Here is an 11,997-nt window from a genome sequence, read left to right on the forward strand (position 1 = left end):
CCAGTACGTCCGCAATCACTGCGGGCCCTCGAGTTACCGGAAGTCCTGGAATGTCCATCGCTGATGCCGAGTTCGTCCCGGCAGAGACCACGCACAAGGCGCCCACCGCGGCCAAGCCGCAGCTTCCACCGGGCGTCGTCACTGAGGGACCGCTCGTGCAAGCCAAGCTGCGCGAGAGCTATTTCCTCCTCGGCATCCTCTATGTCGGCGCCGTCGCCGGCATCGTCTGGGCCATCACGCAAGGCATCGGCAAGGTCGAGCTCTTTACGTTCGGCTGGATGTTCGCGCTGACGACGTTCGGCATCGGCGCCGGCATGCATCGCCTGTTCGTCCATCGCAGCTTCCGCACCGGCCCGATCATGCGCGTGTTCTTCTGCGCCATCGCCCAGATGGCGGTGCAGGGCTCGATCGCCAAATGGGTCGCCAACCACCGCCGCCATCATCTTTATGCCGACGATGTCGGCGATCCCCACAGCCCGCAATTCGACGGCTTCGGCAATCGCTATGTCAGCGCGCTCAAAGGCTTCCTGCACGCCCAGGGCAGCTGGGTGTTCGACCAGGCAACCACCGACAACGAATACTATGCCAAGGACATCCTCGCCGACCCGATCGCGATGTTCTTCGTGCGCACGCGCTGGGTCTGGTACGGGATGTCGGCGGTCTTCATCCCCGGCGTGATCGGCTACACCTTCGGCGGCGTGCACACCATGATCGGCTGCGTGCTGTTCTCCGGCCTGCTCCGCGCTTATCTGCTGATCCTCACCAGCCAGCTCACCGGCTCGGTCTGCCACGCCTATGGCTATCGCCGCTTCGAAGTCGACGATGCCTCGACCAACGAGTTCGTCACCACGATCCTCACCTTCGGCGAAGGCCTGCACAACAACCATCACCGCTTCCCGCGGGACGCCTACATCTCGCACGCCTGGTGGGAGATCGATCTCAACGGCCTGATCATCCTGGGCCTGGAAAAGATCGGCCTCGTCCACGACGTCTTCCACGCCTCGCACCGTCAACTGGAGCGGGCGGCGGACGCAGAGGCGGCCTCGACGGCGCGCTGAACCGGCAGGCGGCCGGCCATCCTCTGGCCGTCCCGCCTCCGCATCGCTGCCCTATCGCGGCCCCATTGCGGGATCAGCTTTTTACGGTCCGCGCCACGTGCCGGACGTCATGTGCGGACTTGCGATCGGGGGACCGGATGGCAGTCGACAAGATCACCGTTGATAAGACCACGGTCGATAAGATCACGGTCGATAAGATCACGGTTGATAAGATCACCTGGGACAGGGTCGGCCGGGTCACCGAGCCCGGACGCTACATGTACACCTTCGGCTGGCTCACCATCACCGCCGGCGATCTGGAGATCTGGAAGCTCTACCCCCAGGCCGCGTTCACGCTTCTGGCGCAACCGGGAGGCCCGGACGCAACCCTGGGCGAGGAATTCCATCTCGGCGCCTTCGACGTCGCCCCCGGCGCGCCGCCGCCGTTCACCACCCACTGACGACGAAAAGCGCCGCTCGTTGCGGGAACGCAGGGCGTGGCCGTTGCTTTATCATCGCGATGATACACATCCCCGCCGTCGATCAGGCCTTCCTGCTGTTGCTCATCGTGCTCTGCCTCGGCACGTGCCTCGTGCGCGTCTTCTGGGAGCTGGAACAGGCGCGGACGCGCCGGATCGCCTCGCCGCCCCGCGGGGACTCACGACGCCACTAGCCGACCTGCCCGGCCATGCCCACCTGATGACCTCTCCCGCCGGGCGCTCCACCAGGAGTGGCGGAGACAGCTGCGCAGTGAATCAAAGAAATCTGCGCATATCATTGATCCGACTTATCAATCACGCTCCATCCCGGTCGGCGAGGCCGTTGCCATGGCTGACGAACTCCTTCTGTGATGCAATTGATTACGCTTGTATTCTACAGCCCCGGCGGGTGACGGCAGATGAACGGAAGCTGTCGCGCGCGTTAAGTGAGCCGACAGCGACCGCATGACACATGGTCGCATCGGTGAATGTAGATAAGCGGACCAAGGGAACCTATTTTCGGCGCCGATGTACCTGATTGAAGCATTGCCCACCGTCATCGGAACTGCTGCCATCGCCCCGGCGCTGCTGATGCTGTGGCTTGTCATCGCCGCTGAAGAGCGCCCCGGCCCGCCCGCTCAGGTCTGGACCGCATTCCTGTTGGGTGCGGCCAGCATCTCGCTGCTGGGCCTCGCCCGCGCCCCCTTCGCCAAGATGGTCGCGGCGCCCGACGACCCCTGGGCGGCGCTCGCCATGCATTCGATCTTCGGCGTCGCGCTCCCCGAGGAAGCCGTCAAGGTGATCGCCATCGTGGTGATCTCCTCGACCAAGCGGCGGACCTTTGCCAACCCGATGGACACCGTGGTCTATGGCGCCGCGGTCGGCCTCGGCTTCGCGGCTTATGAGAACCTGGCCTATCTGGTCCAGCACGCCGAGATGTGGCGCTCGCTGGCCGCCTTGCGCAGCGTGCTGACCGTGCCGTTCCACGGCGCGCTCGGCATCATCGCCGGCGCCTACCTGACGATCGCGCGCGCCGGCACGGCGCTGGGCGCGAACCGCCATCATCGTGACTGGGCTCGCCTCTCTAGCCGCCTTCTGATGCTCGCCGGCCCGCTCGCGCTGCATTCGGCCTTCGACTTTCCGCTGCTGACCTTGCAACGAATGCCCGACCTCGATCCGACGCTGCGGATGTGGCTGGGCGCCGCGAGCCTGCTGATCGGCTTCAGCTCGATCGCCTTCGCGATCCGCCTGGTCCGGCGCGTCGCCCGCCACCATGCACCTCGCACCGACATAGCGCGGGAGCGGCTCAGCCAGCTCCGCCGGATGTGGGCGCTGCTGCTGGCCGGCGGCGGCGTCGGGTTCCTCGGGCTCGCCTTCGTGCTGACCTCGATCCACCACTGGCTGATCAACCCCGAACGCAACCTGACGCTGGCCCTGATCCCGATCGGCTTCGTCTCTATCCTGCTCGGCCTCGCGCTTCTGGTTGTCACAAGCGCGATCTACATTCTCGGCCGCAACCGCATCCGCACCAGCGCGGAAGGCTTTTCGTCGGCGCCTGGGGGCGGTTGATCCACCGCATGGCGAGCGCGCCGCGCGCGTACTAGATTGAGCACAGCCCATACGATCTGGAGCCTGCCGATGACATCGCCCGAGGATTTTTCACGGCTGCAATCCGCCATGAACCAGACGGTCAAGGCGCATTGGAAGGCCTTCCTGTTCGAAGGCATCCTGCTCGCCGTTCTCGGCGTCGCGGCACTGATCCTGCCGCCGCTCGCCAGCCTTGCGATCGCGATCTTCCTGGGCTGGATGTTCCTGATCAGCGGCATCGGCGGGCTGATCGTGACCTATTGGGCACGCAGCACGCCGGGCTTCTGGTGGTCGTTGATCTCCGCTGCGCTCGCCGTGCTCGCCGGCCTGCTGCTGCTGGCCCGGCCGATGCAGGCCGTGCTGACGCTCACCATCGTGGTTGGCGCCTATTTCCTCGCCGAGGGCGTCGCCACCATCATGTACGCGCTGGAGCACCGCCGCGAGCCCGGCAGCCGCTGGTCGTGGCTGCTGATCTCGGGCCTCATCGACATCGCGATCTCGTTCATGGTGATCACGGGGCTGCCGAGCTCCGCGGAATGGGCCATCGGCATCCTCGTCGGTATCAATTTGCTGTTCGGCGGCGCCAGCCTGATCGGCATGGCGATGGCGGCACGCAATAGCAACACCTGAGGCGCCTGGTCGCCTACTGCTCCGATTGGGGGGTGACAACGTGGCAATGGCGCGCTATATGGCCCGGCATGATCACCGTCGCCACCAGCTATTTTTGGTACTTTAGCTACGACAGCTCGCTGGCGGCAGGAGGATCGCGCTCAATCTGAAATATTGCAGCAAACGTCCGAACAAGCCGCCAGACCTGGCGGCTTTTTTATTGGCCGGCAGGTTCGAAACAAACAGGAGCCCGCCGTGCTGAGCACGACCGACGATCTTCGCATCCGCGAATTGAAAGAACTGAGCACCCCGGACGAGGTGATGCGGGAGGTCCCGCGCACGCTCACCGCCACCCGTGTGGTGATGGCCGCGCGCAACGCCATCCACGCCATCCTGAGCAACCAGGACGACCGCCTTCTGGTCGTCGTCGGCCCCTGCTCGGTGCATGATCCCAGGGCCGCGCTCGATTACGCCGAGCGCCTCGCAAAGCTGCGCGAGGATCTCGCCGATCAGCTCGAGATCGTGATGCGGGTCTATTTCGAGAAGCCGCGCACCACGGTCGGCTGGAAGGGCCTGATCAACGATCCCGATCTCGACGGCAGCTTCGACATTAACAAGGGCCTGCGGCTGGCGCGCAACGTGCTGTCGGCGGTGAACAATCTCGGCCTGCCCGCCGGCGCAGAGTTTCTGGACATGACGACGCCGCAATACATCGCCGACCTCGTGTCCTGGGCCGCAATCGGTGCACGTACGACCGAGAGCCAGATTCATCGCGAGCTGGCCTCCGGCCTGTCGTGCCCGGTCGGCTTCAAGAACGGCACCGACGGCAATGTACGGATCGCAGCGGACGCGGTGAAGTCCGCCTCGCATCCGCATCATTTCATGGCCGTGACAAAACTCGGCCGCTCCGCGATCGCCTCGACCGCGGGCAACGAGGATTGCCACATCATCCTGCGCGGCGGCAGCAAGCCGAACTACGACGCGGCAAGCGTCGCAGCGGCCTGCAACGAGCTGGCGAAATCGGGCGTCGCACCGCTGGTGATGGTGGATGCGAGCCACGCCAATTCGAGCAAGAAGCCGGAGAACCAGCCGTTGGTCATGGCCGACATTGCCGGCCAGATCGCCGGCGGTGAGAACCGCATCATGGGCGTGATGATCGAGAGCAATCTTGTTGCCGGCCGCCAGGACGTCGTGCCGGGCAAGCCGCTCGTCTACGGCCAGAGCATCACCGACGGCTGCATCGACTGGCCGACCACGGCGACGGTCCTCGAGCAACTCGCCGACGCGGTCGAGGTCCGCCGCAACACCCGCCGCGCCGGATTGCACGAGCGGTCGGCGTAAGGTTCGCGCAAATGCGGGCGGGGCGAGTCGTGGCGCCCTGCCCGCAAATATTATGGATCAGCAGCCGCGGCAGATGCTCTTGATCTTCTTGTCGAGCGCCTGGTTTTCCTTGCTGAGCGGATCGTTGGGATCGGTCACATTCTTCTCGCTCGGCACGTCCGAGACGCGCGGCTGGCGATGGCCCACGGGAGCCTGCGGCAGAGATCCGGAGCTCGCACCGCTTGACGTCGATCCCTTGGTGCCGGTCTGCGCAACCGCTGCGCCGCCGACCAAGACCACGAGCGATGCTGCCAGCATGATCTTCTTCATGTCCGATCCTCCATTTCTCAAGCCGGCGCTTCTCACCGCTCAGGCGGATAGAGATGAACGTCGCCGCAATAGTCCACGATACGATAGCGCTTTTCGGCTCCCGCTTCACCCGCGCCGGGTGCGGTATTTTGTGCCGCCGATATGTAGCTCGGCCCTACCGGCGATTTGCCGGCGCCGCCGGGAATGTCGATGACATAGTCCGGCTGACACAGTCCTGACACCCGCCCGCGCAACTGCCGCATCAAATCCTGTCCCGCCGCCAGCGTCGTGCGCAGATGCGCGGTGCCCGGCGCGAGATCGCCGTGATGCAGATAATAGGGCTTGATCCGGCACTCGACGAAAGCGCGCATCAAATCCGACAGGGCGGCGATGTCGTCATTGACCCCGCGCAACAGCACGGACTGGCTCACCAGCGGAATTCCGGCATCGACGAGCCGCGCGCAGGCGGCACGCGCCGGCCCCGCCAGTTCGCGCGCGTGATTGGCATGCACGGCCAGCCAGGTGGTCGCGCCGTCGACCTTGAGCGCCGCAACCAGCTCGTCGCTGATGCGGGCGGGATCGGCCACGGGCACGCGGGTGTGAAGGCGGATGACCTTGACGTGATCGATGGCCGCGAGGTCGGCCATGATCTCGCCCATCCGGCGCGGCGACAGCATCAGGGGATCGCCGCCGGTCAGGATCACTTCCCAGATCTCGCCATGAGACCGGATGTATTCGATCGCCGCGCGATAGGCGTCATCCGACAGCGCGCTTTCCTTGCCGGGCCCCACCATCTCGCGGCGGAAGCAGAAGCGGCAATAGACCGCGCAGACGTGAACGAGCTTGAACAACACGCGATCGGGATAGCGATGCACGATGCCGGGAACCGGCGAGTGCGGATGATCGCCGATCGGATCGGCGTTTTCGCCCGGCTGCATCTCGAGTTCGGCAGCGGTCGGCACGAACTGGCGGGCGATGGGGTCGTCCGGATCGGATGTGTCGATCAGTTCGACCAGCGCCGGCGTGATCGCGACCGCATAGCGCGCGGCCACGCGCTCGAGCGCGGGCAGCTCTGCGGCCGGAGCAAGATGCTTGGCCACGAGTTCGGCCGGCTCACGCAGGGTTCGGGCAAGATTGCTGTTCGTCATCTCTCGCCTGACGTTTCATTTGCAGGCGGCGTCCAAACCACCTGATCAATTCGCGATGCGCCGCTGGCCAGCATCACCAGCCGGTCGAAGCCGAGCGCAACACCGCTCGCCTCCGGCATGGCCGCAAGCGCGGCCAGAAAGTCCTCATCCAGCGGATAGGCTTCGCCGTAGCGGCGCTGCTTCTCAATCATCGACTCCGTGAAGCGTTTGCGCTGCTCCTCGGCATCGGTCAGTTCCCCAAAGCCGTTGGCGAGCTCGACACCGCACGCATAGACCTCGAAGCGCTCGGCAACCCTGGGATCCCCAGCCTTCACCCGCGCCAGCGCCGCCTCTGGAGATGGGTATTCGAACAGGATGGTCAAACGGCCCTGCCCCAGCTGCGGCTCGACATGCTCGACCAGAACCTTGCTGAAGATGTCGGACCAGGTGTCGTCCCCGGCGATTCGGACCTTCCCGGCGGCCGCCCCGGCGAGCGCGGCACGGTTACCCTCGCTGCCCGAAATTGTCGACAGCAGATCGATGCCGGCGAAACGCTCGAAGGCCCCTGCAACCGTCAGAAGCTCCGGCTCGGCGAAGGGATCGGCGGTCCGGCCCCGGAACGCGAAAGTCCCGATCCCGGTCGCCTGCGCGGCGCGGGCGATGACCACCACGGTGTCGGCCATGATGGCGTCATAGGGAGCGCCTGCCCGATACCATTCCAGCATGGTGAATTCGGGCAGATGCAGATCGCCGCGCTCGCGGTCCCGGAACACCCGGGCGAGCTCGAAGATCCGACTCTCGCCCGCCGCCAGCAGCTTCTTGCAGGCGAATTCGGGTGAGGTCCGCAGGTAACGGGTGGCGCGGCCGCCATCCGGCCGTATCAGCTCGGTTCGGGGGGCGTGCAGATGGGTCTCATTGCCCGGAGAGACCTGGAGAACCGAGGTTTCGACCTCGACGAAGCCCTGCTCGGCGAAAAAGTCCCGTATTGCGCCGGTAATGGCCCCCCTTGCCCTCAGGAAGGGCCGCCGGTCGAGGTGACGGTCGGGCGACCAGAACGGTGAGATGGGCTTGTCCCCAGCCATTAACCGACCACCCCGCGCGCGAGCAAAACGCTGGCATCTAACGGCAAAATCAGTATGTTGCGGCCCGAAACGGGCGCCGAGGTCCGATTTGAGGCCCCAAGTCCCCCATCGATTTGACCATGTCCTGGCCAGTGCCGGGCCAAGCAAGCAGGAAATATAGCTTTGAGAGTCATCGCCAGTTCTATTCGCAAAGGCAACGTGATCGAGCAAGACGGCAAGCTCTATGTCGTCGTGAGCGCCGAGAACATCCACCCCGGCAAGGGCACCCCGGTCAGCCAGATCGAAATGCGCCGAATCTCGGACGGGGTAAAGATCTCCGAGCGCTACAAGACCACCGACCAGGTCGAAAAGGCCACCATCGAAGAGCGCAACTACACGTTCCTGTATGAAGATGGCGACGGCTACCACTTCATGAACCCCGAAACCTACGACCAGGTCCAGGTCTCCAAGGACGTCGTCGGCGACGCGGCCGCGTATCTTCAACCGGACATGACCGTCAAGCTGTCGACCCACGACGTCAACGTGGTCTCGCTCGCGCTGCCGCAGCGCGTGACGCTGGAAGTGGTCGAGACCGAGCCGGTGACCAAGGGCCAGACCGCCTCCTCTTCCTACAAGCCCGCGGTGCTCTCCAACGGCATCCGCACCGCCGTGCCGCCGCACATCTCGGTCGGCACCCGCATCGTGGTGATGACCGAAGACGGCTCCTATTCCGAGCGCGCCAAGGACTGACGGGGAACAGAAGGGTCGCAACAGGTGGCGCCGGGGGGCGAGACAGTGGTTGGGAAGGGTTTCCGCTTCGTCTCGCACCTTCTGGCGTCGCTTTCGCTCCTCATGGCCTCTCCACTCGCTGCGGATGAATTCCGCAGCCCCTCGCTCACGGCTCTGCGCGTCGACTGGCGCGCAGCGCTCGACCAGCTCCGTACCGAGATCAACAGCCGCCCACGGGTCGCGGACGACTTCATCTTCGCGCCTCGCCGTTCGGTACCTCGCTACGATCCGCGCGCGACGCCCGCATTGGTGCAGCTCAACGCGGTGTCCTCGCGCTTCTTCACCGGCATCACCCGCAGTCCCGTGCCCGTGCTGCTGCCGTTCGACGCCGCCACCTACCTCGAGGCGCAGCGCAGCGGCGCGCCGGCGATGCTCGCGCTCTCGCGCTACCAGGCGGACTTCAATCCCGTCGACATGTTCGATGCAGGCCCCGCCGGCTATAGCGCGACCTTCTCGCTGGAGCCCGGCGCCGGTGACGGCATGCCGGCACGCGTGTTCGCACGGCCCGTCGAAGTGCAGATCACGGGCTCGGCGCTGGTCTACGACATAGCCGATCCCTCGGGCGGCAAAGGCGAGCCGGTCAAGCCGCTCGCGACGCTCTACCCGGACCTGCGCAGGTTCATCCGGGAGGGCTATGTGCGCTACGCCTTCACCCGTTTCGGCGTCGCCTATGTCGTGTCGATCCAGTGTCTCGACAGCGTGGCCAAGCCGCGGCGGCTCGCCTGCAAGGAGGCCTATCCCGTTGCCGAACGATTCCTGAAGGCCCTGCGTGTCGCCGGCGGCCAGCGGATGCGGCCATTGACGGATATTGCCTCCAACATCCTCGATCGTCCGGCGGAGCGTTCACCGGACTTCAGCTACCGGCCGAGCGGCGACATCATCCCGAACACCGGTTATCGCAAGCAGGGCGGCCACCCAGACGCGATGGCCTATGCCCAGATCCGCTTTCCCCTCGAAAAGGCGCCCGCCTTCGTGCGCTCGCAATCATACGGCAAGCGCGACAAGAGCGATGGCCCGACCGCCTATCCCTGGCGCGACAATTTCTGCGAGTCACGCAGTTTCGAGGTGTGGCAATGTGGCGGAGGCTACGGCCATCAGGGCGAGGACATCCGCGCCGCGGACTGCCCGCCCCCCGGCGACGGCCGAGAACCCTGCGATCCCAAGCAGCGCGGCGTCGTCGCCGTGCGCGACGCCATCGTGATCCGCGCAGCCAAGGACCAGGCCGCGACGCTTCAAGTCAACAGCCGCACCGAGCACATCCGCTTCCGCTACATGCATATGAACCCGCACGTGATGAACGCCGACGGCGTGCTCAACGGCCGCCTCGTCACCGAAGGCGAGAAGATCGGCGTGATCTCCAACTATCTCGACCATCCCGCCGGAACGTCGATGCACCTGCATTTCGACGTGCAGGTGTTCACACGCGACGGCTGGATCTGGGTCAGCCCCTACGTCACACTGGTCTCCGCCTATGAACGCCTGATCCACGCCCGCGGCCGCGAGGTTGGACCGGAGATCGCGGTCACGTCACAGCCGGTCGCCCATGCGCTGCCCGAGGATGTGCTCAAGCCGGACCTGCGCGAGGGATCGAGCGGCGAGGAGAACTGACGGCGTGCTCGTTCGTTGCCGGAGCGTGCAAGAGCATCTTGTCGCGCGCTCCGCCCGCTCGAACGAAGAAGGACAGGTTGATGAGTGTCGGACTGATCGGTCTTCTCGATGATATCGCGGCGATTGCAAAGGTTGCAGCAGCTTCGCTCGACGATGTGGCGAGCCAGGCTGCCAAGGCAGGCACCAAGGCGGCCGGCGTGGTGATCGACGACACGGCCGTCACGCCGAACTACGTGATCGGTTTCGCCTCGAAACGCGAATTGCCGATCGTCGGCAAGATCGCGGTTGGGTCGCTGCGCAACAAGCTGCTGATCCTGCTCCCCATCGCCCTGTTGCTCGGCTATTTCCTTCCCGCCGCGGTCACGCCGCTGCTCATGCTGGGCGGAGCCTTTCTCTGCTACGAGGGCGCCGAAAAGGTGCTCGAAGCCGTGATGCCGCATCATGCGCCCGACCACGAAGCCCAGCTTCAGCCGATCGCGCTCAATGCCCGGTCGGTCGAGGATGAGAAGGTCGCGAGCGCCATCAAGACCGACTTCATCCTGTCGGCGGAGATCATGGCGATCACGCTGGCGGCCCTTCCGGCGGGCAACATCTGGACGCAGGCGCTGGTCCTGGCGCTGGTCGGCTTCGCGATCACCGTCGGGGTCTACGGCGTGGTGGCCCTGATCGTGAAGGCCGACGATGCCGGCCTGGCTCTTGCGCGCTATGAGGGCGCCTCAGTGCCTGGCGGCGCGATCCGCTTGCTTGGACGCGCGCTCGTTCGCGGCATGCCCACCTTCCTGGCGGTACTGAGCACCATCGGCACCGCCGCGATGATCTGGGTCGGCGGCGGCATCATCCTGCACGGCATCGAAAAATACGGCCCGCCCGCGGTCGGCCGCATGGTCCATGCCGCAACCGAGACTGCCGCGCATACTCTTCCATCGATCGCCGGCATCGTCGAATGGTCGGTCGAAGCCGCCATTTCAGGCGTGCTCGGACTGCTTGTGGGCGCACTTGCGATTCCGGCAGTCCAATACGGTCTCTCACCTGCCTGGAAGCGGTTGAGGCGGCCGGCCTGACTAGTCATTCCAAGAACGTCGTGAGCTGCGCACCCTCATCCGCGACGAACACCGCGATCAATTCCGCCGGCTCGGTCAAGCTGGCATTAGCGGAGACCAGGTGCGTCGCGCCCGGCGGCTCGAAGAAGGACTGGCCGACGCCGAAGGTCTCGACCGGGCCGCCGCCGAGCTGGGAGCGGATCTCGCCCTTGGTGATGTAAGCCGTCACCGAGCCTGCGTGGCGGTGCGGCCGCGAAAACCCGCCGGGCCCGTAGGAGACGCGCACGATGGTGACGCGCTTGCCCGGAACGTTAGGCAGCGCGTATGAGCCGATCGGCTCGACCTTGTCGAGCGGCGAGCCCTCCGCGGCGCTGGCGCAGAGTGGGGCCAATGCGCCCGAGACCGCGTCCATCGTCACCGGAAGCGCTTTGCCGATCGCCAGCGCGCAGGCGAGCCCCGCGACGACGGCGAACACTGTTGAGCGTGACGGCGCCGGGCGTTGCACGGCAGAGAAACTCAGGGCTGTCATCGTGACCTCCTCGCGTGCTGTTCAGGATGCCGCAGCATTCGCGGCCACCGGCCGCGACGCCGGCGTCCAACGGAATGCGGCACCAAAACGGTTCCAGACGTTGATCGAGGCGACTGCCGAGGTCAGGTACATCAGCTCGGTCTGTGAGAACTCACGGGTAGCATCCGTGTAGACCTCCTCGCCGACGCCCTCGGGCAGCAAGGTCAACGCCTCCGCCCAGGCCAGCGCTGCACGCTCGCGCGCGGAGAAGATCGGCGCCTCGCGCCAGACCGCGACCAGATGAAGCTTGTCGACGGGAACGCCAATCCGCTCCGACAGCAGGACGTGGTGCTGCACGCAGAAGGCGCAGCCGTTGATCTGAGAGGCGCGCAGCTTGACGAGTTCGACGAGCTGCTTGTCCAGGCCGGCCTTGGTTGCGAGTTGACCGAGCGCGAGCACCACATCGTAGACGTCGGGCGCGATCTTCTTGAAATCCTCGTATTCGCTGCGGGCATGCGACATT

At 65.5% G+C, this 11,997-nt stretch carries 13 protein-coding genes; 8 read left to right on the forward strand and 5 right to left on the reverse strand.

Annotation, left to right across the window (positions count from 1 at the left end; translation table 11 throughout):
• Positions 1-50 precede the first annotated feature (50 nt).
• The 5 genes from AC0WRY_RS18265 to AC0WRY_RS18285 all read left to right on the forward strand — a co-directional run bounded on the left by AC0WRY_RS18265 (position 51) and on the right by AC0WRY_RS18285 (position 5,053).
• Positions 51-1,058 (forward strand): acyl-CoA desaturase, encoded by a 1,008-nt coding sequence (locus tag AC0WRY_RS18265; RefSeq protein ID WP_491120238.1) that lies wholly within the window; start codon positions 51-53, stop codon positions 1,056-1,058.
• 182 nt (positions 1,059-1,240) lie between these two features.
• The gene (locus tag AC0WRY_RS18270; protein WP_491123484.1) at positions 1,241-1,498 is read left to right on the forward strand and encodes a hypothetical protein; all 258 of its coding nucleotides are present in this window, start codon (positions 1,241-1,243) and stop codon (positions 1,496-1,498) included.
• Between the two features lie 546 nt (positions 1,499-2,044).
• Positions 2,045-3,085: a PrsW family glutamic-type intramembrane protease gene (locus AC0WRY_RS18275; RefSeq protein ID WP_194402204.1), complete on the forward strand. Its 1,041-nt coding sequence runs from the start codon at positions 2,045-2,047 to the stop codon at positions 3,083-3,085.
• A gap of 69 nt (positions 3,086-3,154) precedes the next feature.
• The gene (locus tag AC0WRY_RS18280) at positions 3,155-3,733 is read left to right on the forward strand and encodes an HdeD family acid-resistance protein (protein ID WP_194402205.1); all 579 of its coding nucleotides are present in this window, start codon (positions 3,155-3,157) and stop codon (positions 3,731-3,733) included.
• Between the two features lie 234 nt (positions 3,734-3,967).
• Entirely contained in the window at positions 3,968-5,053 is a 1,086-nt protein-coding gene (locus AC0WRY_RS18285; RefSeq protein ID WP_194402206.1) for a 3-deoxy-7-phosphoheptulonate synthase, read from the forward strand.
• Positions 5,054-5,110: 57 nt separating this feature from the next.
• Here the strand turns inward: AC0WRY_RS18285 and AC0WRY_RS18290 are convergent, their stop codons facing one another.
• Genes AC0WRY_RS18290 through epmA form a run of 3 tightly spaced genes read right to left on the reverse strand, consistent with a single transcriptional unit; the run spans position 5,111 to position 7,550 of the window.
• The gene (locus AC0WRY_RS18290; RefSeq protein ID WP_194402207.1) at positions 5,111-5,362 is read right to left on the reverse strand and encodes a hypothetical protein; all 252 of its coding nucleotides are present in this window, start codon (positions 5,360-5,362) and stop codon (positions 5,111-5,113) included.
• Positions 5,363-5,394: 32 nt separating this feature from the next.
• Positions 5,395-6,489 carry a lysine-2,3-aminomutase-like protein gene (locus AC0WRY_RS18295; RefSeq protein ID WP_491120241.1) on the reverse strand — a complete coding sequence of 365 codons (1,095 nt, stop codon included), beginning with the start codon at positions 6,487-6,489 and terminating at the stop codon, positions 5,395-5,397.
• Complete coding sequence (gene epmA, locus AC0WRY_RS18300) at positions 6,486-7,550, reverse strand: EF-P lysine aminoacylase EpmA (protein WP_491120243.1); 1,065 nt, start codon at positions 7,548-7,550, stop codon at positions 6,486-6,488. The genes AC0WRY_RS18295 and epmA overlap by 4 nt, the downstream gene beginning before the upstream one ends.
• Positions 7,551-7,712: 162 nt before the next feature.
• On the opposite strand from epmA, the gene efp reads away from it, so the two are divergent.
• The 3 genes from efp (at position 7,713) to AC0WRY_RS18315 (ending at position 10,987) form a co-directional block, all read left to right on the forward strand.
• Positions 7,713-8,279: an elongation factor P gene (efp, locus tag AC0WRY_RS18305; protein ID WP_194402209.1), complete on the forward strand. Its 567-nt coding sequence runs from the start codon at positions 7,713-7,715 to the stop codon at positions 8,277-8,279.
• A gap of 24 nt (positions 8,280-8,303) precedes the next feature.
• Entirely contained in the window at positions 8,304-9,926 is a 1,623-nt protein-coding gene (locus AC0WRY_RS18310; RefSeq protein ID WP_491120246.1) for a M23 family peptidase, read from the forward strand.
• Between the two features lie 80 nt (positions 9,927-10,006).
• Positions 10,007-10,987 (forward strand): DUF808 domain-containing protein, encoded by a 981-nt coding sequence (locus tag AC0WRY_RS18315; RefSeq protein ID WP_491120248.1) that lies wholly within the window; start codon positions 10,007-10,009, stop codon positions 10,985-10,987.
• Positions 10,988-10,991: 4 nt separating this feature from the next.
• On the opposite strand, the gene AC0WRY_RS18320 is transcribed toward AC0WRY_RS18315, so the two are convergent.
• Both AC0WRY_RS18320 and AC0WRY_RS18325 read right to left on the reverse strand, forming a co-directional pair.
• Complete coding sequence (locus AC0WRY_RS18320; protein WP_211417151.1) at positions 10,992-11,495, reverse strand: cupin domain-containing protein; 504 nt, start codon at positions 11,493-11,495, stop codon at positions 10,992-10,994.
• A 21-nt stretch (positions 11,496-11,516) separates the two neighbouring features.
• Positions 11,517-11,996: a carboxymuconolactone decarboxylase family protein gene (locus AC0WRY_RS18325; protein WP_491120250.1), complete on the reverse strand. Its 480-nt coding sequence runs from the start codon at positions 11,994-11,996 to the stop codon at positions 11,517-11,519.
• Position 11,997 lies beyond the last annotated feature (1 nt).

This window comes from Bradyrhizobium sp. T-12 (genome assembly GCF_058314695.1).

What these genes read in the sequence shown, in the direction of transcription:
- AC0WRY_RS18265 (WP_491120238.1), top strand. Translation starts at nt 51, where the DNA reads ATGTCCATCGCTGATGCCGAGTTCGTCCCGGCAGAGACCACGCACAAG.
- AC0WRY_RS18275 (WP_194402204.1), top strand. Translation starts at nt 2,045, where the DNA reads ATGTACCTGATTGAAGCATTGCCCACCGTCATCGGAACTGCTGCCATC.
- AC0WRY_RS18280 (WP_194402205.1), top strand. Translation starts at nt 3,155, where the DNA reads ATGACATCGCCCGAGGATTTTTCACGGCTGCAATCCGCCATGAACCAG.
- AC0WRY_RS18290 (WP_194402207.1), bottom strand. Translation starts at nt 5,362, where the DNA reads ATGAAGAAGATCATGCTGGCAGCATCGCTCGTGGTCTTGGTCGGCGGC.
- AC0WRY_RS18295 (WP_491120241.1), bottom strand. Translation starts at nt 6,489, where the DNA reads ATGACGAACAGCAATCTTGCCCGAACCCTGCGTGAGCCGGCCGAACTC.
- epmA (WP_491120243.1), bottom strand. Translation starts at nt 7,550, where the DNA reads ATGGCTGGGGACAAGCCCATCTCACCGTTCTGGTCGCCCGACCGTCAC.
- AC0WRY_RS18315 (WP_491120248.1), top strand. Translation starts at nt 10,007, where the DNA reads ATGAGTGTCGGACTGATCGGTCTTCTCGATGATATCGCGGCGATTGCA.
- AC0WRY_RS18320 (WP_211417151.1), bottom strand. Translation starts at nt 11,495, where the DNA reads ATGACAGCCCTGAGTTTCTCTGCCGTGCAACGCCCGGCGCCGTCACGC.
- AC0WRY_RS18325 (WP_491120250.1), bottom strand. Translation starts at nt 11,996, where the DNA reads ATGTCGCATGCCCGCAGCGAATACGAGGATTTCAAGAAGATCGCGCCC.